Here is an 18,693-nt window from a genome sequence, read left to right on the forward strand (position 1 = left end):
AGAATCGCCCGCTGTGCAGCCATCATCCAGGACCCTGATGACCAGTGACCCGCTGACCGAGGTCGTCAAGCTTCTCAGGCCGCGCGCCGTCTTCGCCAATCCCATCAGCGGCAAGGGCGACTGGGCGGTGCGGTTCTCGGCCTACGGACGACCCAGCTTCTGCATCATGCTCGCGGGCAAGTGCAAGCTCGCTGTCGATGGCCAGGAGGCCATCGCCTTGACTGCGGGCGATTTCGTCCTTCTGCCGACGACGCCCGCCTTCACCATTTCGAGCTTCTCCCCGGCGCCACCGGTGCACCTCGACCCGAACACCATCGGTGGAGAGGGCGAGGTCCGCTACGGTGACCCGAACGGCGAAGCGGACATGCAGTCGCTCGGAGGTGCCTTCCTGTTCGAAGCTTCCGATCCCAAGCTGCTGGCTTCCCTACTGCCGCTGGTGGTTCACGTGCGCGGCTCGACCCGGCTCGCCCAGTTGGTCAGGATGGTCGGCGAGGAGTACGTGGATCGCAAGCCGGGCCACGAGCTCATGCTGTCCCAGCTCGTCGGGATGATGCTGATCGAGGCGATGCGATCGACCAGTTCGGGCAAGGCGCCGCCAGGTCTGCTCAGGGGATTGGGCGACGAACGGCTGGCACCTGCCCTGAAGCAGATGCATGCGCAGGTCGACCATCCGTGGACCGTGGCGCATCTCGCGGGCGCGGCGGCTCTGTCCCGCTCCGCGTTCTTCGAGCGCTTCACCCGCACGGTCGGCGTGGCGCCCATGGAATACCTGCTCTCGTGGCGCATGGAGATCGCCAAGGATCTGCTGCGGCGCGAGGGCCTGGGCATTGCCGAGGTCGCCGAGCGGATCGGCTATGCATCCACCAGCACATTCAGCACCGCATTCAGCCGGCACGTCGGGCAAGCTCCGAGAGAGTTCCAGCGTTCGCCGCAAGTGCCGACTGCCTGACTCCTCCTTCGCTGCCGGCGCGATTCAAGCCGACACGAGGGCCGGCGAACCCAGCTGATCCACGATGCAGAGGTCTCCAGCGATGGAGATGAAATGAGATGAGCTGAGCGCCTGGCTGATTCAGGACGATGACGGCAACCGAACCTCGGCGTGCAGGCCGGCAGCGAATGAGCAAAGCCAGAAAGACAAAAGCCCGTCGCGATGGACGGGCTTCTGAATGATCTTGGTGGCTGGGGCGGAATCGAAAGATTTTCCCTATGGCGCGTCACTCTAATCTTTGCCATTTAGCCGTTGTACCGGGTACACGCTGGGTACACCAAACTGGTCTGCAGCCCCCGCCAAAATCGCACCAGCGAAGCGAGAACTGCGACGTCATTATGGCCCATCCGGAACCGAATACGCCAGTGATCTCAAGCCCTCAGGCATCGCCCCCCGGCACCAGCATCGAAGCGTTGATCACGGCGCACTCAGACTCTTCATCTTCGAAGACGACGAGGAACCAGAACGATTGTTCGGGCGCTCCGAGCACGTCCCTCAGGTCAGCTGCGGGTCGTGAGAACTTCAGCCGAATGTCCAGGGCGAGGTCTTGGGCATCGGCGAGCCCCTGCCTCGGCAGGGCCTGTAGTTCGGGCACCTCATCCCTGAGGTCGAGCACGACCACGAGGTCGTTGGTCTTGAAATGGCGCTGGGCCGCTTGAGCGAAGTTGAAGACTCGCTCATCCAGGATGTCCCGCATCCGTTCTGGGGTGGTAGCGCTCGATGAGTCCATGGAAGTTCAGTCGGAGATGGCTAGGGCTAAGGGAGTGGACCACAACCCTTGCCCGGCACCCGGCAGGGTTCCCGGCGCAGACATAGACTGCCCGCATGCAACTCAACATCGTCGTCTATTCCAAGTCCGCCTGCCCGCAGTGCGACACCGTCAAGAGCATCCTGAAGTCCAAGAGCCTGGAATTCCAGGAGGTGAAGATCGACGACGAGGACCAGCGCAAGGCGTTCTACGAGAAGTGCGGGCCGTCGGTGCGGTCGATGCCGCAGGTGTTCTTCAATGACCAGCGCCTTGGCGGCGTGGCCGGGCTGCAAGCGGCGCTGGCGCAGTTGAAGCTGTAAGCCACTCAGCTCTGCTCTCGCGCCTCGTCCTCCATCGGCAAGAACTGCAGCGCCCCGAACAACATTTCGATCACGGTGAACGCCAGCACGATGGCGCTGCCCCCGCTCATCACCGCATGGATTTGCCACGCGGCAAAGAGCCAACGCGCCACGCCGTCGAGGCGCCCCAGGCGAACGCTCGGCGACAGGATTCGCGCCAGCGACCACACCAACACGACGGATCCCATCAGGTTCGCGAACAGCGTGTTTGTCGCATCCCGGGGCGGCAGTTCGCCCGGCAATCCCAGCCCCTGGGACATCGAGCCCAGCACGCCGTAGAGCAGCGCAAAGGTCCACGGCGTCGCGAAGGGCCACGTGATGGCCAGGTCGTACCAGGCGCTGGTCTTCACGACGGTGATGAATCGAGCTTGCTTCACTGGGGCCATCCGAGAAGTTGATCTGGACGTCAGTCTCAAGCCTCGACCTCACTCAAAGGTCAAGCACAATCTCCCGCACCATGCGCATCGGCCACCTTGCAGCTGCAACCGGCGTCAGCCGCGACACTCTCAGGTTCTACGAGGATCAGGGACTCATCCGTTCCCGGCGGCTGGAGAACGGTTACCGCGACTACCCCGACGAGGCCCGCTTGCTGGTCGACTACATCCGCACGGCCCAGAAGCTCGGCTTCACCTTGGCCGAGATCGGCAACAGGCTGCCCGCTGTCTGGCATGCGGCGGAGCCTGGCCCCGCGATCAGGCAGTTGCTCACCGAAAAGCTGCATGACATCGACGCACGCATCGACGGACTGCGCGCCCTGCGAGAGCAGCTTGCGCTTCGGGTGAAGCTGGACTGCCCGCTGGTCAACGGCACGCTCGCCCCGTCCTGAGCGATTTGCGCGGGGTCGCTTAGCGAGCAAGTGGCCGGTCGTATCGGCCTTAGTAACAGGAGCACCAGCCTCAATCGGCAGACTCCGCGAGTTTCGGAATTTCAGTGCTGACGTGCGCAGCGAACTTCGGCCAGGCCTTGTTTCGGAGTTCAAGGAATTTCTTGCCGCGGCGCATCGACAGCAGTACAGTTTCGGAATTACAGAAATTGTCTGTCAACTCGCCTTGGTGGCGCTGAAATTCCTGGAATTCCGAAATGACGCCCGCAACCGCTTCCAACAATCTCCTGCGCATCAACTCCCCCGCGGATCTCGGCCCGGTCATCCGTGCTCGCCGTCGGGAGCAATCACTCAGGATTGATGACGCTGCTTCGCTGAGTGGCGTCTCCGTCGACCTGCTGTCGCGTCTGGAAAATGGCAAGGGCTCCGTACGGGTAGACAAGCTGCTGACCGTCCTGGACAGCTTGGGCCTCGCGCTGATGCTCGGCCCCAAGAGTCATCCAATGATGCAGGCCGCGCGGCAGCCTGGTGGTGAGCCGCCCGAACAGCCATGAGTGAATTCGGCCTCCCAACCGCCATAACTCCCTACGCACTGACCCTTTGGGCGGAAGGCCGGAAGGTGGCCACGCTGGGCCATGCGCCCATGAACGACCAATGGTCGCTGGACTACGACCCAGGATGGGCGGCCCAGGCTGAGTCGTTTCCGCTGTCGCCCGCCCTTCCCTTCCGCCCTCCGGCCAATGGCTATGCCGTCGGTGCCGTGAAGCGCTTCGTGGAGAACCTGCTGCCCGAGGGACGCGCGCTCGACATTACCGCCTCGACCTTCCACGTGTCGAAGTCGAACATTTACGCGCTCATCAGCGCCCTCGGCGCGGAGACCACCGGCGCTTTCCGGTTCTGGCCCATGGACCAAACCCCTCCTGCCGTCGTGACAACACCGCCGCGCGAGGTGACCCGCGATGAACTCGACACGCGGCTCGCCGAGCGCGACCAGATGCCGCTGGCCGTTTGGGATGGCAAGGTCCGCATGTCCATCGCGGGCGTCCAGGACAAGGTGATGGTCTACCTCGACCGCCCGCTGGATGAGGGTGGTCGCTTCTTTCTCGTCGAACCACCGCTGGCCTCGACACATATCCTCAAACCCGACCCCGGACGGGAACTGACGCCGCATCTCGTCGTCAATGAGCACTACTGCATGACGCTGGCACGGCGGATGAAGTTGCCGGTGGCGGATGTCGCCATCTACAGGACGCCGCGGCCCGTATTGCTGGTCCGGCGCTTCGACCGCATCGCCTTGCAGGGAGGGACTGGCCCTGTCGTCCAGCGCCGGCACATCATCGACGCCTGCCAGGCGTCGGACCTGCCCGCGACCTACAAGTACGAACGGCATCTCGGCAGCGGCGAACATGTGCGCCACATCCGCGACGGCGTGAGCTTCGAGGTCCTGTTCGACCGGGTGGAGCAGACGGTGAACAAGGCCGCAGCCCGCATGACCTTGTTGCGATGGGCGCTGTTCCAGTTCCTGATTGGCAACAGCGACGCCCATGGCAAGAACTTCTCGTTCTTCGTCCATCGCGAGGGCCTGGAGCCGGCCCCTTGGTACGACCTTGTCAGCGTCGTGCAATACCCCGGCATCGACCATCAGTTGGCCATGGCCTGGGGCGACGCGTTTTCGCTGGAAGAGGTGACAGCCTTTGCGTTGGCGGATTTTGCGCAGCGGTGCCGTGTCGACCGGCAACTGCTCAAGCGCGAGGCCAGGCGGATGGCCAAGCTCGCGACGGAGCACGCATCGCTGCAGGCACAGGCCGCCGACTACATCGACGAGGCCGAGCAAGCCTTCGCGGGGCTGCTCCGGGATTTCATCGTGGGACAGGCCACTCGGCTTACCGAGTTGGCTGATGAAGCCGCGAAGATAAAAGGCAAGTTCCTGTGAAAAGCCGCGCCACACCTTTCTCGGCATCCAAATGCTGGCGGCCAGCCTATCCTGCACTAACGCATTGAGACTTCGTTTCGACCGAAACAGCCCTCGATGGCTTGCCCATTCGAGGCGAGTTTCGCCGCCGGTCCCATGACCGCGGACCAACCGCGGACCGTAGCCGAATCAAACCCGGACCACCCGTCCGAAGCAAGCCCAGGCAGCCTCGCGCTTGCTGGTCTCTGGGGTTAAAGGCGGACCAAACGCGGACCACGCTGCTGAGTGAAGTCCCATGCCGTCCCGCTGCTGAATTTGAGTCCAAATCCAGCGCGCTCCTCGCCTCCTCCCGGTCGCACACTACATGCGTGACCCATACGGCGAAGTCGATGTTCCTCAGCCCCACGCACCCACCCGGCCGACGTGATCGCAAGGCGCTGGCGTTCAGCACCGAGATCCATCGCCTGCGCGCAGCCGGCTACACCTTCGAGGCGATCCGCCTGGCGCTGCTTGATGCGGGCGTCGTCGTGGGGCGCACCACGATCAAGCGTGAGGCGGCCCGTCCACCGGCTGTCGTCCCCTGCCCTCCTGCGGCTGGCATTTCCTCGCCGTCCGGCCAAGCCTTGCCGCGAGCCGATGGCCCTGTGCCGGCGTCCGCCCCGCGCCGCCAAGCTCCTGCGATCCCCTCGCCTGCCGGCGCGGCCCATCCGACCGGCTTCTCCGGCGACACGCGCAGCGGCAAGGACATCGCCGACCAGTTCTGGGAGACCCACTGCCCCAACTCGCTGCTAAGCCTGCTTGAAGGAAAGGACCCACCATGAAAGTCGCTGTACTGAGCTTCTCCGGGAACGTAGGCAAGTCCACGATCGCCCGCCACCTCCTGGCGCCCCGCCTGCCAGGCTCCCGCGTCATTGCCATCGAGAGCGTGAACGCCGGCGAGGACGAGGACCACGTCATCCGCGGACGCCAGTTCGCCGAGCTGCAGGAGTTCATGCAACTCGTCGACAACGTGATCGTGGACATCGGCGCGAGCAACGTGGAAGACCTGCTGGGCTTGATGCGCCGCTACCGGGGCAGCCATGAGGACTTCGACGTCTTCATCGTGCCGGCGGTGGCCGCCCGCAAGCAGCAGCGGGACACGATGGCCACGCTGGCCGAGCTGTCCCGCCTGGGCGTTCCCGCGGACAAGGTCCGCGTGGTCTTCAACATGGTCGATGAGCGCGCGGAGCTGAAGCAGGCGTTTGGGCCCCTGCTGTCCTTCCTGCAGGAAGCGCCGCTGGCGCGCTGCTCGCTGGACGCCTGCCTGGAGCTGAATGAGGTGTACGCCCTCATGAACGGCTCGGGCACCGACCTGAGGACCGTCGCGGCGGACCCCACCGACTACAAGGCCGAGATCGTCGCGGCGCCGGATACCGCCACGCGCGTGTCGCTGGCGCGGCGGCTCGCCCGGCGCCGCCTGGCGCTCGGCGTCCTCCCCGCGCTCGACGACTGCTTCGCGGCGCTGGACCTGCAAGGCGTTGAAGTCCCGCAGGCGATGCCCTCGGCCGTCGGCGCCGCGTCATGAGGTCCGAGACCTCCGCGCGCGAAGCCCTGATCGCTGAATTGATCGGCGACCTGAGCCAGGTGCTGGCACTGGCCCAGACGCTGATTCCTGCAATGGCGGCGTCACGGAAGGACCTCATGCGGGTCCATGCGGAGCTGACGGCTCGACTCGCCGCCGAGCTGACGTCCTTCGATGCGCGGATGCTGGCGATGACGGAACGGGCCCGGCGACAGACGGCCGCCGCTATCGCGGAGAGCGTCGGGAAGACGACGCAGCGGACCGTGGAGGCGCAGAAGCTAGAGATCCGCGAGACTGCACAGGCCGTGTTCGGTGACCAGGCGAACCTGACGTTGCAGCGTCTGGCGGCGGCGACGCAACGCCTGGCCGAACAGAGGCGGTCACTTCGAGACCAATGGCTGTGGCATCTGGTCACCGCGTCGGTGACGTTCGCGCTATCGGGGCCGCTTGCCATTTGGATGTGGTGGCGTTGGACTTCGCCCTGACCCACTACAGGAGGACCCATCCCATGCAATTGCGCCCATATCCGGACACCGTCGCAGAGCCGTCGCCCAATGACATCTTGAGATTGCCTGCCGTGCGCCGCACGACAGGGCTTGGCAGATCGACGATCTACCGTTTGATGGATAAGGAACTTTTCCCGCGCCAGATCCGCATAGGTGAGCGTGCCGTCGGATGGCGGCGCTCCGACATCGATTCCTGGAACGCTACTCGGCCCAATGCCCACTAGGCGTCGTCAGCCGGTGTCGGCCATTTCCAGTCGTCAGTGAACGACAGCAGTCGGAACATAGACCTGATCTCGCGCACTCATCGACCTGGCGCGCCGTTCGCTGCTCTCACCGGTGACGCGCAAGTCCGCGCAGTCGCCCGCACCCAGAGTGGCGGTGGTGGCGATGTTCGACGTTGTCAACGTCGCTGGACCGACACACGACTTGCGCGCTTGGCGCCGCCTCACTAGACTCCGCACCCTTCCCAACCCTGTTGCCGCCACGGAGCTTCAAGTGTCCTGCCTCATAGCCGCCCTCTAAGCCGTCGACCGCTCTCCCGATCATGCCTGCCATGAGCCGGGCCGCTGCAGCCACTCTCTGTGCCCTCCCTGCCTACGCCATGCCGGCGGGACGCACCTAGCCCGCCAAGCATCGCGCACGCCACGTCGTCGGTTCGTTCACTCGAACCAGGAAACGACTATGTCTGCGCATCACGGGTCGACGAGTTCCGTCGCCCAACCCATCCAATCCCTTGCGATCCTGAAGTACCCCAGGACGCCGCACCTCGAAGGCTCGCGCCTGCAACCCGGCGACGAAGGGCACGAGCAAGTGCCACTCGCGTCGTTGCGAGGTCAGCACGCCGTCGTCGAGGAGAAGCTCGACGGGGCCAACGTCGGGATCTCGTTCACCGAGGGCGGCGAGCTGCTGCTGCAGTCGCGCGGCCACTACCTGGGTGGCGGCCGCGAGCGTCACTTCGCGCTGTTCAAGCAATGGGCCTCGGCGCACGAGGCTCGCTTGTTGCAACTGCTGGAGGATCGCTACGTGATGTACGGCGAGTGGCTGCACGCGAAGCACTCTGTCAGCTACGACGTCCTGCCACATTGGTTCTGCGAGTTCGACGTCTACGACCGGCGCGATGGCGTGTTCCTGAGCACGCCGAGGCGCCAGATGCTGTTGGCCGGCTCGCCGGTGCTCAGCGTGCCCGTCGTGCACGAGGGCGAGCTGCCGGTCAGCGTGAAGGCCTTGCGTGCGCTGGTCCGGCCCTCGCTGGCCAAGAGCGGGCGCTGGAGGCAGGCGTTCGAGGAGAGCGTCGAGCGCCAGGGCCTGGACCTCGCGCTGGCCTGGAGGCAGACGGACAAGTCGGTGCTGTCCGAGGGGCTGTATGTCAAGGTCGAGAACGAGCGCGAGGTGCTGGGTCGCTACAAGTGGGTGCGTCCGGACTTCGTCCAGACCATCCTCGACTCGGGCTCGCACCACAGTACGAGACCGCTGATCCCGAACGGGCTGGCCGCGGGCGCCGACATTTACGCGCCGCTGCCCACCGCCCACTGGGGCACGATTGACGCGAGCATCTGAGCGCGCGCCAAGGAGATAAACATGGACTATCAAGACATCCGCGCGCTGTGTCCCATCGGGCCGGGCCGCGGCTACGACTGGACCGCCTGCTGCGAGGTCTTCCCGCGCCTGCGAGCGCTGGAGACCACTCCGCAGAGCCCGCGTTACCACGCCGAGGGCAACGTTGGCATTCACACGCGCATGGTGCTGGACGCGCTGCTGGCGTCGTCCGAGTTCCAGTCGGCCCATGGCGAGCGACGCGAGCTGCTGTTCCTCGCGGCCCTGCTGCACGACTTGTGCAAGCCCGAGACGACTGTCGTCGACACGGTGACCGGCGACATCGGCCAGCCGGGCCATTCGCGCCGTGGCGCGGTGGACGTGCGCGCGCTGTTGTGGCGCGCTGGCGCACCCTTCGCCCTGCGCGAGGCGGTCTGCCGCATCGTCGCGGCCCACCAGGTGCCGTTCTTCGCGTTTGACTCGCGCCGTGGCGAGACGCCCGAGTTCATCGCCCGCCGCTTGTCATGGGGTGTGGACGTACACGACCTCGTATGCGTGGCGCGCGCCGATATGCAGGGTCGCATTTGCGTCGACCAGTCGGCCCGGCTCGACGACATCGCCCTATTCGAGCAACTCGCGCGGGAGGACGGCTGCTGGGATCGCCCGCGCGCATCCGCGTCCGCACACACTCGATTGGCGTATGCGCGCGGCGCCGCAGTGCACCTGGACTCGCCGTTGTTCCAGCCACCCGGCTCTGCCGTGACGGTGCTCAGCGGCCTGCCGGCCTCGGGCAAGGACACCTGGGTGGCGCGCCACGCACAAGGCCTGCCGGTGGTCTCGTTCGACGACGCGAAGGCCGAGCTAGGCCTGCGGCATGGCGAGAACGATGGCATGGCCGCGCATCACGCGGTCGACAAGGCCAAGGCTCTGCTTCGTCGCCACGAGCCCTTCGTCTGGAACGCGACGCACCTCAGCGACCAGATGCGCAGCAAGACCTTGGACCTGCTGTTCGCCTACGACGCCCACGTGACACTGGTCTACCTGGAAGTCCCGGCGGCGCAGCTCTTCCAGCGCAATGCGAAGCGCCACACCACGCTGCGGCAGAAAGACCTGGAGCGCATGCTGCACCGCTGGGAGGTGCCGCTGCCGTGGGAGGCGCATGAGGTGCGCTACGAAGTTATAGAAGGCGAGGTCAGCGCTCGCCACGTTTGAAAGCAGCGGGTGTGCCGGTCCGAAGCTCCCGCGGGTCAGCGACAACCGCATGCTGCTTTTCGGGGCCTGCTCGGGGGCTATTTGCGAGCGTCAAGGTCCGGCCATGTCCGGTCGTCCGTGATAGTCCGTTGTGCAGCGGCTCGAATTGTTGGCGGGCTGCCGCCGAGCGAACCGAGGTTTTCGCCCCCTCCGAGGTGTGTTCCCATTCAACGCCGTGAACTGCCGTTTGAGACCCAGGCAACCAGGCCGTGAGCCGAACAGAAACTGTCCACAATATTTGACAAACGTCTTTTATTTGACTAGTATTATGGACAAATGTCGGTCAGCCATTCGACTCCTATCTCCCCGCTGGAGCGGCAGATCCTCCTCCAGTTAGGCGACCGTCTGCGGGCGTTGCGCAAATCGCTGCGCATGGGCACCGTTGAGATGGCTGAGAAGGCGGGTATATCCCGCATGACGCTGAGCGCCATCGAGTCGGGAAGCCCGTCGCCCAGTATGGGCAATTACGTTCGGGTCATGTCAGTGTTGGGCGTCTCGGGCGAGCTCGCGATGCTGGCCAGCGACACGCTGCAGCCAGCACCGGCCGGCACTGCCGCCGCGCGCTCTACGCACGAGCGGCCTGAAGTGACGATCAAGATTCAGGCCAAGTCTAGGCTGCACCAAGCGCAAGACCTGCAAAGCCTCGCGCTGCATGAAGCCGCGGTGTCGAAGATCGAGAAGCACCCCGAGGCTCTGCAGAAAGTCGTTCGCACGCTCGAGGCATGGCGAGAAGCCAATCCCGACTCGCGCTCTATGTCGCTCTGGGAGGAGTGGGGAGACATCTTGCGTACGCAGGCTTGGAGAAAGGCGCTCGGCCCCACCCAGCGCGCCAAGCAGCTTCGGCAGGCTTCGCCACTGGCTTTCGTTTTGTCGGAAGAAGAACGCAGACGAATCATTGCGCAGGTCAATGCCCTGAAGCACGGTGTAACGCTGGGTGGTGCAGACGCCCACGCCGACACGCTGATCGATCCTGAGGATGCGTCGTGACCTACGAGCAACTGGCTCACTTAATCAAGGTCTGCTGCGAACACGCGGACGTCTACGAAATCGTCGTGTTCGGCAGTCAATCCGTGCTGGGTGCCAAACCCAACCCTGGCCCTGCTTTCACCGCATCGATGGAAGCCGATGTGTTCGTGCTCGGTGATCCGGAAAAGACGAACGCTATCGACGTCAATCTCGGCGAGGGCTCGCCGTTCCACGAGAAGCACGGCTACTACGCACAAGGCATCGGGCCTGAGACCGCTTACTTACCGGCAGGCTGGGAAGATCGAACGGTGAAGGTCGGGTCGCCGTTCATCACGGACGGGCGCATTGGCCACTGCCTCAGCCTTCCCGACCTTTTCCTATCAAAGGCAACTGCTGGTCGGGACAAGGACAAGCCGTTTTGCCAAGCCATGCTCACTCACGGCTTCGTGGCGGCGGATGAGATGTTGACTTGGGTCCCCAAGATGCCCATTGACGGATCCGCACAGAACCTATTAACACGCCGCATCCGGCGTTGGGCGAAAGAAGTAGGCATCATCGTTTGACATCACTTTGAATCGCCCAGACCCGGGGCGATTCACTTTGATGCGCGAGCACTCGGCGAGTCTTGCTGTCCCTATCGGCCATGAGCCGCCGCTCGCCGGCACCTGCTGTGCTGCCGTCAAATCGTTGCGGCCATGACCTATCAGGGGATCATCGACCGCTTGCTTACGCTGACATTGCTGACCGAATCACTGGAGAAGCTGCGGTCGGGGCTCTAGACCAACTGTCGCGGCAGGTCGCTAGGCCTTCCTATGCATTTTGAGCCAGGCGTCGAACTCAAGCGAACGCAATCCGAATCGGATTGCGCTGTCAGGATTCGTCGCGGCGATCTCGTCAGCAACCATGCATTGAAACCGCGCGCGATCTTCGGCTGGAACGTCCTCGGGCACGTGCCGTGCGATGGACTCAACATCCGCCGGCAGATCAGCTTGCACCACACCCTTGATGGCTGCTCCGATCTGGCGACGGTAGCGATTGCGGAATGGGTCGGGTGGCCGAAGCGATTGCTTGGCGGCCGTGTAGTGCTGGCACGATCGCTCGTACGCGAAAAGGAACACGTCGCGAAGCAAGTCGACGCGATTCAGCTCGTACACCCCGAGCGTCGCATCGACATAAGCGTTGATCGGGACGTCAATGAACGAAAGCGGGCACAGGTTGGCCTGCACGAGCGGAATGTTGGCTGCCAAGCGTGAGACGCGCTTGTTCACGTCCATGAACGGCTGCAGGTACGGCAACTGCACCATCAGGAACAGCGCTTGTTCAAAGGGATCGAGGATGGCTGCCGCCTTCTCGACCAGCATTCCAAATTCGGCTTCGATCGCCAGGCCCGAGGCTAGCGGCTTGTAGACGCTTCCTGCAATCTCCACGCCGCGATCGCGCAACCTTCCGACGTCTGCGTCGTTGTGCATCAGGCCATCCGAGAGGAGCGCATGCAGGCTCTTGATCGCGCTTGGATTGACCGTAGTGCAAGACGCATCGTGCACAAGGAATTCGATCGCCTCCTTGTGGTTCAGGATCATCTGGGTCTCGATGGCTGCCTTGCCCTCCGCGGCTTGGCCTTTCTCGAGCAGCTGCATCGTGTCTAGCCGACTGTAGGTGTTGCCTTCCAAGTGCGACGACGCGTAGGACAGGTCGATCAGCAGGCGATCGAGAATATCGTTTGCGAATGTGCCAGCAGCCGGCACAGTGTCTGCGGGGGGGCTGCCCATCGCCAGCAGCCCCTGGCGCAGTTTTTGACTCAGGTAGTACGTGACGTTGGGCTCGTAGTTGTCAAGAAGTCCTCTCTCGTGACCGACTGGCTTGCGCAAATGCGCCGGCAGCCGCACTGCGTCGCGGATGCCGGCGCCGGCCTCGGACACGCGGCTGTATGGCTCGGTGACTTGCAGTCCCAGGCGCTGGGTTCCAGGGCGAGAGCCTGGTGCTAGCTTCAGCGCATACCGCGCGCCACGCTTTTCGCCGTGGCGTTCGACCAACTGATGCGCGGTGAGCTCGTTCAGCCAGCGCTGCAACGTTCGGCGGGCAGGTGGAGGAATCAGCAGCCGCTCAATGGCGTCGATCGCCACAGCCGGGAGAGGCGGTGCGGGGATCACGGCAAGAAGGCGCTGCTGCCGTGGATCGGCCAGTACGGCTTCTTGCGAACGAGAGAGAGAGGTGGGAGAGATCGGCATTGAAATCACGAGTGCTTCTTGCGCCAGTTAGCGCCACTCTGAGCGCCACATATTGGTCGCGCCGTCGCCTATTATGCGCCAAATAGCGCCATTCTGAGCGCCTAGCAGCGTAAGCATCCAGGCAAGTCATGTTGATCTGCTGAGCTCTGCCTAAGATGCTCGTGTCCACCAAGGGGCAACCCGGAATCTCGATGGCCGCTGTCGCAATGGCCCATGGCATCAATGCCAACCTGCTGCAGCGCTGGGTTCACGCGGCAGCTCAGCCACTTGCCGGGACGGCGCCCGACTCTGCCTTGCCCGGTGCCGCCCAGGCTGGCCCGGACTCGCCAATTGCGGTCCCAGACTCCGTCGAAGCGATGCGCGGCGGCACCGCCGGGAGAACGGCTAGCCTGCGGGCACGGCGTCCAAGGTCTGGAATACCGCGATCACGTTCATCAGCGACTCGGCCTGATTGCTAAGGCTCTCAGCAGCCGCTGCGCTCTGCTCGACCAGTGCGGCATTCTGCTGGGTGCCACGATCGATGGCGGCGACCGCCTGGTTCACCTGGCCGATGCCGCTGCTCTGCTCGCCGGCGGACGCATTGATCTCGCCCATCAGGTCGCTCATGCGGCGCACCTGGCCGACGATGTCCGTCATCGTACTGCCGGCCTCGCCGACCAGGGCACTGCCGGCTCGCACGCGTGTCGTGCTGGCCTGGACTAGTGCGCGGATCTCTTTCGACGCCTCGGCGCTGCGCTGGGCCAACGTCCGCACCTCGCCTGCCACGATCGCAAAGCCCCTCCCCTGCTCACCCGCGCGGGCGGCCTCGACGGCAGCATTCAATGCCAGGATGTTGGTCTGGAAGGCGATGCCATCGATCACACCAACGATGTCGGCGATCCGCTCGCTGGAGGCCGCGATGTCGTCCATGGTGCTGACGACGCGTTGGACGACGGCGCCGCCACGACCCGCAACTTCCGCGGCCGAACGAGCCAGATCGTTGGCCTGGCGCGAGTTGTCGGCAGCCTGCTGGACGGTGCCGGTCATCTGCTGCATCGAGGCTGCCGTCTGCTGTAGCGCCGACGCCTGCTGCTCCGTGCGGCTTGACAGATCTTGGTTGCCGCTGGCGATCTCCCTGGACGCGTTGGCGATGCCATTCGCCGAGTCCCGTACCTGACCGACCATCGTGGCCAAGCTATCGTTCATGCCCTTGAGCGCTTCCAGCAACTGGCCCGTCTCGTCCCTGCGGTCGATCTCGATCTTCGAGCGCAGGTCCCCCGAGGCCACGGCGCGGGCGAGCTGTACCGCTCGATTCAGTGGTTTCGTCACTGCATTGCTCAGCAACCAACCCATGCTCAAGGCCGCCAGCACTGCGGCGCCGCTCGTCATCAGCATCGTCACCCGATCCTGCCCATAGGCTTCGGCGGCAGCCGCGGCCCGCGCCGCCGCCTGTTGGTCCTCGTAATCAATGAAGGCGGCGGTCGCGGCCATGAGCGCAGCGAGCAACGGCCGGCACTCGGCGTTCATCTTGGCCACTGCCTCCTCCTGGCGGCCGGCCAGCACCTTGCCGACGATGTCGAGCGCCACGGGCCCATACAGCCCCTCGACGCGCTCGATCTCGGCGACCAGTGCGCGCTCGCGATCGCCCAGGTCTGCGGCTCGGGCGAGGGTCTTGTGGAGCCGGACCAGGCCATCCTGGACGTCCCTGTGGGCTTGCGTGACCAGAGCCTTCTCCGCCTCGCGCTCGCTGCCCTCGGTGACCAGCACCAGGTTGCGGGCGGCGATCGCACGCCGTTGCGCCGCTGCGCGGATATCCACGGCCAGGTGCTCGCGCTGCCCCACACCCTGCAGGTAATCCGCAAAGCGTGCGTTCGAGCGGCCCAGTGACTGCAGCGACAGCAGCGAGACTGCCAGCACCACGGCGGCCAGCAGCGTGAAGGCAAGCATCAGCTTGGCGCGCATGCGCAGGTTGCGAAAGCTCGGTATCGATGTTGTGGTGCCCACGTCCCTGTTCCTCTGCGTTGTTTCAATAGCTGATGCTGACGGCGACGGTATCGGTGTAGGTGCCCGGCACGGCGTTGGCAAGGGAGAGTAGGCGACCGTAGATGTTCAGCGTCTGCGCGCCACCAGTACCTGTGCCTGTTACGGTTGAGCTGCCGGCCGTGCCATCGCCCCAGACGGTTACCCGGCCGGCGTCTTTGTAGAGCTGGTAGGCCAGCGTGCGCGAGCCGCTTTTCATCGTCCGGGCCGCGAAGTTCGAGCCGCCACCGGCGTTGCTGCCCGCGCTCAAGGCCACGGTATAGGGCGTCGTGTTGGAGCACGTCAGCGTCAGCGTGGAAGTTGCGTCGATCGGCGCTGTCGTACCCAAGGGATCGATGGAGCTACTGAAGTTCAACGTGGTGCCCGAGATGGTGCACGAAGCCACGACAGAAGCGACCACCTGAAAGCTGTCGCCCGCAATACCGGCCACGGCGAGGCTGGGCGACGACAGCAGTACAGCAATCGGCGAGAGGCGCCTGGCATCAATCATCATCTGTGCTACTTTCCTTTGCCTGAGCCAAGTGCCGAGGGCACCTTGTCGGTTGTGCGGGCGAGTCGTTGCAGTGATCGTGATATTTGCGCAATGCGCGGCTGGCGAACAGCAGCCCAGCACCGCTGGAGGCCGCTGACGTTGCAGGCAATTGACGTAGGGAACTTACCTACAACGGCCACAGGTAGGTGATGAGCGTCACAGAATGCGGACGCTCACCGGTTTGATCAAGGCACAGGCCGCCACGTGATGGGCTGAACGCCTTGCGGCAGAGGCTGACCGACGATACGAGGCGCCGAGCGCCGCGGTCGCCGTCGTGCATGATCTGGCCGACCGAGGAATCCGTAGCGCCCGACAGCCGCGCCCACGCGCGAACGAGGCCTTACGATCCCGGTTCGCTAGATGAGAACCTCCACAGGTTTGGAAGTCCTCGAACCCAGGCAGCAGGACTTCCGTTGATGGAACGTCCCCGTTTCTGAAATCCAAAGATTGCGGGCACCGCCTTGAACAGGTATCGGCTGTGCCGATCCGAAGCGGATACGGCGGGCAAGGCCTCACGGCCCGACGCGCGGCAACTCTGCAATCGCGACTACCGCCGCGCAACCCTCCGCGAGCGCAGCCGGCAAGCCAGGCGTGACTGGATCCGTCGGCACCCCGCAGGTCAGTGAGAAGGCTCGATCAGTTCCACCGCCGCGGCCAACACCTGGATCGCCTCGAAGCCATCGAGATCCGCCGCGCGGACCACGTCCTGCGCCGCGTCCAGCGCCCCGGTGCGCCGGCCCGCGGCCACCTTGGCCACCATCGCGCCGAGCTCCTTCATCCGGGCCGGATAGCCTGCGCCCAGCAGCATCCGTGCGGTATTGCGGGTTTCGTAGAACTTGGGCGCCAGGCCGGCTGCCGAACTCGTTGCGCTCATCTGTTGGCTCCCGATACACATCTCGCCACCCCCGTCAAAAAGAGACCCGGACACCTCACGGCGCCGGGCGAGTCCTCTGGGCCGGGGAGGGACGAAGAAAGAAAAGGCACCAGAGGCAAACTGACTTTAGATTCGCTTGCGACGGGCCGCCGTAGGACAAGACCGCATTCCGGCATGACCCGCAGCCCGCGAGGCGAAACGCGAGACCAGCTAGGCGCGGCACGGCTTCGGGCGCGGTGAAGGTCGCAGGGGCGCTGCGCGCGCCACCGCTCGCAACCTGTGCGCCGCGTCGGTCATGACGCGGCTACGAAGTTGCCTGAGTTCGGCACCTCGCCCATGTGACATCGGCAAAACGAAAGTGCCCCCGCAAGGGGGCATTTTCATTGGGATAGAAGCCGCGGTCAGGGCTTGGGCAGTGCCCGCCCAGTCGTGATCTGGTTGCCCAGAACCTGCGTGGCGACGCTGATCCAGCCGTTGGCCACCATGCCGGTCGGCTTGTCCAGCGCGCCGGAGTTCAGCTTGGCCGTGGTGAACGTGCACTGCGTCTCTGCGCCCACGGCGTTGGCCTCGGCACGCAGCAGCGTGGCGCCGGTGGCATCGACCAGGCTGATGTCGCAGTTGTCCGCCTTGGAACCGTAGGCGCCGCCCTGGGTGTAGCTGATGCTGAAGACACCGTCGAGCACCGAGGCGCTGGCACCACCAATGGCCGTGTTCACGGCCGCGACCGAGGCCGGCGTGACGGTCGTGATGGTGGCGAACAGGTTGCTGGCATTGGCCTGCGCGAAGGGCTTGGACAGCGGCACGGCATTGACTTCGTAGAAGAAGGCCTTGACCACCTGTCCGTTGCTGGCCGCCTTGAGCGCCCAGGCGTAGATGCTGCCGGGCTTGACCTGCGACTCGTCGATGCACGGCGTGCCTGTGGGCGCATTGGCCGCAGCCACGTCAACGCAACTTTGCAGTGCCTCGCTGGTGCCGTAGAAGCCCGTGCCGGTGCCGATCACGTAGGTGTTCTGGAAGGGATCGGACGAGCGGTTCAGCGTCAGCTTGACGGACGCGCCGACCGGCGAACTCGCGTTGCCGGAGTAGGCCACGATGCCGGGGCCGCGCACATCGACCGTGCCCACATCGACCATGAAGCCGGCCGCCACTTCGTCGGCGACGGCGCCGCGCTCGATGTGGAAGGCGCGTTCGCGCGTCAGCGTCGAGGCCGTCTCGTTGCGGGCCACGCGGGCCATCATGTGCATGTCCAGATGCTGGGCACCGGCCCAGCGCCAGCCACCGGGGCAGCCGGTGTAGGCCGCACCCTTGACGAAGCTCTGCGGCTCGCCGGACATGCCGCTGCTGCTCACCTCCATCAGCACCCAGGCGCTGGTCGGGTTGCCCGAGCTGTCCACGATCACCGGCGAGCCGCCATTCGCGCGGGCATTCAGGATCGTGCTGACCTTGTTGGTCGTGGTCGAGTCCGTGAGGATGGCGATCTCGCTGCTGCTGAGCAGGCCCAGATTGCGGCGCGCCAGGTCGTTGGCCTTGACCTGCAGACCGGCGTTGAACGGCGCATCACCGCTGGTCAACAGCGCGACGACGTCCGCCTTGGCCGCGCTGAAGCTGTTGAAGTTGGGATCGATGAAGGGCGAGACCTGGTCGGCCGTGGGCTTGGTGAAGCCCGTGCTCGGGTACAGCGCCGAGAGCGAGGCCAGGCAGGCGTTGATCTCCGGCAGCACGGTGGCGACCTTGTCGGCGGCCGTGACCTGCGCCGTGGTCGGCGCGGTGACGGTCAGCGTGCCGCTGCTGCTGATCTGGCCGATGGTGTCGTGCGTGGCCACGAGCGTGACCGTGGCCTGGCCGGCGGCGTCGGGTGCGACGAGGATGCGGTCGAGCACGCCGTCCATGCCCGTGCCGTTGGCGGCGAAGACGCCGTTCAGTGGGTCGGTGCCGGCCGCGTTCAGCGGCGCAATCATGGCGGCGACCTGCGTTGCCGCGTCCTTGAGCTTGGTGCCGGTGGTGGCGGCCTTGAGCGCGTCCGTGCAGGCGGTAGGGGCCGTCGTGCTGCCGCTGGCCACCGTGCAGGCGTCGACCAGCGTGCTGCCCGTCATCGAGCCGGAGGCGGCGGCCACGATCAGGTCGGTCAGCGGGGTCAGGTTGACGGTCTGACCGGCGGCCGTGGCCACTGAGGTGAGCGAGACCAGTCGGCCGCCGGAATTGCCGGTGATGGTGAGCAGGTAGGGCGCGGTCAAGCTGCTCACGTCAACCGTGTAAGCGCCAGTGGCGCTATTGGTCGTGGCGGCGGTCGAGACCTTGCCGTTGACATCGATCGCGACCACCGTTCCCTGGATGGCGGCGCCAGTGGCGGCCGTGCCGGTAACGGTCGTCGGTGCGGGCGGTGTCGGAGCGGG

The 18,693-nt window shown here is 65.0% G+C and carries 20 protein-coding genes; 13 read left to right on the plus strand and 7 right to left on the minus strand.

The window, feature by feature from the left end:
* Positions 1 to 37: 37 nt before the first annotated feature.
* Positions 38 to 949 carry an AraC family transcriptional regulator gene (locus B0W88_RS06140; protein ID WP_077033778.1) on the plus strand — a complete coding sequence of 304 codons (912 nt, stop codon included), beginning with the start codon at positions 38 to 40 and terminating at the stop codon, positions 947 to 949.
* Between the two features lie 418 nt (positions 950 to 1,367).
* Here the strand turns inward: B0W88_RS06140 and B0W88_RS06145 are convergent, their stop codons facing one another.
* On the minus strand, positions 1,368 to 1,685 hold the full coding sequence (locus B0W88_RS06145) for a hypothetical protein (protein WP_077033779.1): 318 nt from the start codon (positions 1,683 to 1,685) through the stop codon (positions 1,368 to 1,370).
* Between the two features lie 128 nt (positions 1,686 to 1,813).
* Here B0W88_RS06145 and B0W88_RS06150 point away from each other — a divergent pair, with 128 nt between their 5' ends.
* A complete protein-coding gene (locus tag B0W88_RS06150; protein ID WP_077033780.1) occupies positions 1,814 to 2,056 on the plus strand; it encodes a glutaredoxin in 243 nt (80 codons plus the stop codon).
* Positions 2,057 to 2,061: 5 nt separating this feature from the next.
* On the opposite strand, the gene B0W88_RS06155 is transcribed toward B0W88_RS06150, so the two are convergent.
* Positions 2,062 to 2,445: a hypothetical protein gene (locus tag B0W88_RS06155; protein WP_369973847.1), complete on the minus strand. Its 384-nt coding sequence runs from the start codon at positions 2,443 to 2,445 to the stop codon at positions 2,062 to 2,064.
* A gap of 107 nt (positions 2,446 to 2,552) precedes the next feature.
* Here B0W88_RS06155 and B0W88_RS06160 point away from each other — a divergent pair, with 107 nt between their 5' ends.
* The 11 genes from B0W88_RS06160 (at position 2,553) to B0W88_RS06205 (ending at position 11,210) form a co-directional block, all read left to right on the plus strand.
* On the plus strand, positions 2,553 to 2,921 hold the full coding sequence (locus tag B0W88_RS06160) for a MerR family transcriptional regulator (protein WP_077033782.1): 369 nt from the start codon (positions 2,553 to 2,555) through the stop codon (positions 2,919 to 2,921).
* Positions 2,922 to 3,175: 254 nt separating this feature from the next.
* The gene (locus B0W88_RS06165) at positions 3,176 to 3,472 is read left to right on the plus strand and encodes a helix-turn-helix domain-containing protein (protein WP_077033783.1); all 297 of its coding nucleotides are present in this window, start codon (positions 3,176 to 3,178) and stop codon (positions 3,470 to 3,472) included.
* A complete protein-coding gene (locus tag B0W88_RS06170) occupies positions 3,469 to 4,851 on the plus strand; it encodes a HipA domain-containing protein (RefSeq protein WP_077033784.1) in 1,383 nt (460 codons plus the stop codon). The genes B0W88_RS06165 and B0W88_RS06170 overlap by 4 nt, the downstream gene beginning before the upstream one ends.
* Positions 4,852 to 5,219: 368 nt before the next feature.
* Entirely contained in the window at positions 5,220 to 5,651 is a 432-nt protein-coding gene (locus B0W88_RS32890; protein ID WP_144006633.1) for a hypothetical protein, read from the plus strand.
* Complete coding sequence (gene stbB / locus B0W88_RS33490; RefSeq protein ID WP_077033785.1) at positions 5,648 to 6,394, plus strand: StbB family protein; 747 nt, start codon at positions 5,648 to 5,650, stop codon at positions 6,392 to 6,394. The genes B0W88_RS32890 and stbB overlap by 4 nt, the downstream gene beginning before the upstream one ends.
* Positions 6,391 to 6,876 (plus strand): hypothetical protein, encoded by a 486-nt coding sequence (locus B0W88_RS06180; protein WP_077033786.1) that lies wholly within the window; start codon positions 6,391 to 6,393, stop codon positions 6,874 to 6,876. The genes stbB and B0W88_RS06180 overlap by 4 nt, the downstream gene beginning before the upstream one ends.
* A gap of 23 nt (positions 6,877 to 6,899) precedes the next feature.
* Positions 6,900 to 7,121, plus strand: a complete 222-nt coding sequence (locus B0W88_RS06185; RefSeq protein WP_077033787.1) for an AlpA family transcriptional regulator — start codon at positions 6,900 to 6,902, stop codon at positions 7,119 to 7,121.
* 457 nt (positions 7,122 to 7,578) lie between these two features.
* Positions 7,579 to 8,454: an RNA ligase family protein gene (locus B0W88_RS06190; RefSeq protein WP_077033788.1), complete on the plus strand. Its 876-nt coding sequence runs from the start codon at positions 7,579 to 7,581 to the stop codon at positions 8,452 to 8,454.
* A 21-nt stretch (positions 8,455 to 8,475) separates the two neighbouring features.
* Positions 8,476 to 9,642, plus strand: a complete 1,167-nt coding sequence (locus B0W88_RS06195; RefSeq protein WP_077033789.1) for an AAA family ATPase — start codon at positions 8,476 to 8,478, stop codon at positions 9,640 to 9,642.
* A gap of 315 nt (positions 9,643 to 9,957) precedes the next feature.
* Entirely contained in the window at positions 9,958 to 10,668 is a 711-nt protein-coding gene (locus tag B0W88_RS06200) for a helix-turn-helix transcriptional regulator (protein WP_077033790.1), read from the plus strand.
* Positions 10,665 to 11,210 (plus strand): DUF6036 family nucleotidyltransferase, encoded by a 546-nt coding sequence (locus B0W88_RS06205; protein WP_077033791.1) that lies wholly within the window; start codon positions 10,665 to 10,667, stop codon positions 11,208 to 11,210. Before B0W88_RS06200 ends, B0W88_RS06205 begins: the two co-directional genes overlap by 4 nt.
* A gap of 237 nt (positions 11,211 to 11,447) precedes the next feature.
* Here B0W88_RS06205 and B0W88_RS06210 read toward each other — a convergent pair whose 3' ends face one another.
* The 5 genes from B0W88_RS06210 to B0W88_RS06230 form a co-directional block, all read right to left on the minus strand.
* Positions 11,448 to 12,875: a Fic family protein gene (locus B0W88_RS06210; protein WP_077033792.1), complete on the minus strand. Its 1,428-nt coding sequence runs from the start codon at positions 12,873 to 12,875 to the stop codon at positions 11,448 to 11,450.
* A 384-nt stretch (positions 12,876 to 13,259) separates the two neighbouring features.
* The gene (locus tag B0W88_RS35095; protein WP_304442572.1) at positions 13,260 to 14,858 is read right to left on the minus strand and encodes a methyl-accepting chemotaxis protein; all 1,599 of its coding nucleotides are present in this window, start codon (positions 14,856 to 14,858) and stop codon (positions 13,260 to 13,262) included.
* 22 nt (positions 14,859 to 14,880) lie between these two features.
* Positions 14,881 to 15,387 (minus strand): spore coat U domain-containing protein, encoded by a 507-nt coding sequence (locus B0W88_RS06220; RefSeq protein WP_077033794.1) that lies wholly within the window; start codon positions 15,385 to 15,387, stop codon positions 14,881 to 14,883.
* Positions 15,388 to 16,045: 658 nt separating this feature from the next.
* A complete protein-coding gene (locus B0W88_RS32900) occupies positions 16,046 to 16,300 on the minus strand; it encodes a hypothetical protein (RefSeq protein ID WP_077033795.1) in 255 nt (84 codons plus the stop codon).
* A 401-nt stretch (positions 16,301 to 16,701) separates the two neighbouring features.
* On the minus strand, positions 16,702 to 18,693 hold a 1,992-nt coding region (locus B0W88_RS06230; protein WP_369973848.1), incomplete at its 5' end, for a hypothetical protein.

Origin of the sequence: Pelomonas sp. KK5, from assembly GCF_001984095.1 — a bacterium.
Classification (GTDB): Bacteria; Pseudomonadota; Gammaproteobacteria; order Burkholderiales; family Burkholderiaceae_C; genus KK5.

Excerpts from the sequence above, each read along its gene's own strand:
- B0W88_RS06210 (WP_077033792.1), bottom strand. The coding sequence starts at position 12,875 with ATGCCGATCTCTCCCACCTCTCTCTCTCGTTCGCAAGAAGCCGTACTG.
- B0W88_RS06200 (WP_077033790.1), top strand. The coding sequence starts at position 9,958 with ATGTCGGTCAGCCATTCGACTCCTATCTCCCCGCTGGAGCGGCAGATC.
- B0W88_RS06150 (WP_077033780.1), top strand. The coding sequence starts at position 1,814 with ATGCAACTCAACATCGTCGTCTATTCCAAGTCCGCCTGCCCGCAGTGC.
- B0W88_RS06190 (WP_077033788.1), top strand. The coding sequence starts at position 7,579 with ATGTCTGCGCATCACGGGTCGACGAGTTCCGTCGCCCAACCCATCCAA.
- B0W88_RS06140 (WP_077033778.1), top strand. The coding sequence starts at position 38 with ATGACCAGTGACCCGCTGACCGAGGTCGTCAAGCTTCTCAGGCCGCGC.
- B0W88_RS06220 (WP_077033794.1), bottom strand. The coding sequence starts at position 15,387 with ATGATGATTGATGCCAGGCGCCTCTCGCCGATTGCTGTACTGCTGTCG.
- B0W88_RS06170 (WP_077033784.1), top strand. The coding sequence starts at position 3,469 with ATGAGTGAATTCGGCCTCCCAACCGCCATAACTCCCTACGCACTGACC.
- B0W88_RS06165 (WP_077033783.1), top strand. The coding sequence starts at position 3,176 with ATGACGCCCGCAACCGCTTCCAACAATCTCCTGCGCATCAACTCCCCC.
- B0W88_RS06195 (WP_077033789.1), top strand. The coding sequence starts at position 8,476 with ATGGACTATCAAGACATCCGCGCGCTGTGTCCCATCGGGCCGGGCCGC.
- B0W88_RS06160 (WP_077033782.1), top strand. The coding sequence starts at position 2,553 with ATGCGCATCGGCCACCTTGCAGCTGCAACCGGCGTCAGCCGCGACACT.
- stbB (WP_077033785.1), top strand. The coding sequence starts at position 5,648 with ATGAAAGTCGCTGTACTGAGCTTCTCCGGGAACGTAGGCAAGTCCACG.
- B0W88_RS06185 (WP_077033787.1), top strand. The coding sequence starts at position 6,900 with ATGCAATTGCGCCCATATCCGGACACCGTCGCAGAGCCGTCGCCCAAT.
- B0W88_RS06180 (WP_077033786.1), top strand. The coding sequence starts at position 6,391 with ATGAGGTCCGAGACCTCCGCGCGCGAAGCCCTGATCGCTGAATTGATC.
- B0W88_RS32900 (WP_077033795.1), bottom strand. The coding sequence starts at position 16,300 with ATGAGCGCAACGAGTTCGGCAGCCGGCCTGGCGCCCAAGTTCTACGAA.
- B0W88_RS32890 (WP_144006633.1), top strand. The coding sequence starts at position 5,220 with ATGTTCCTCAGCCCCACGCACCCACCCGGCCGACGTGATCGCAAGGCG.
- B0W88_RS06145 (WP_077033779.1), bottom strand. The coding sequence starts at position 1,685 with ATGCGGGACATCCTGGATGAGCGAGTCTTCAACTTCGCTCAAGCGGCC.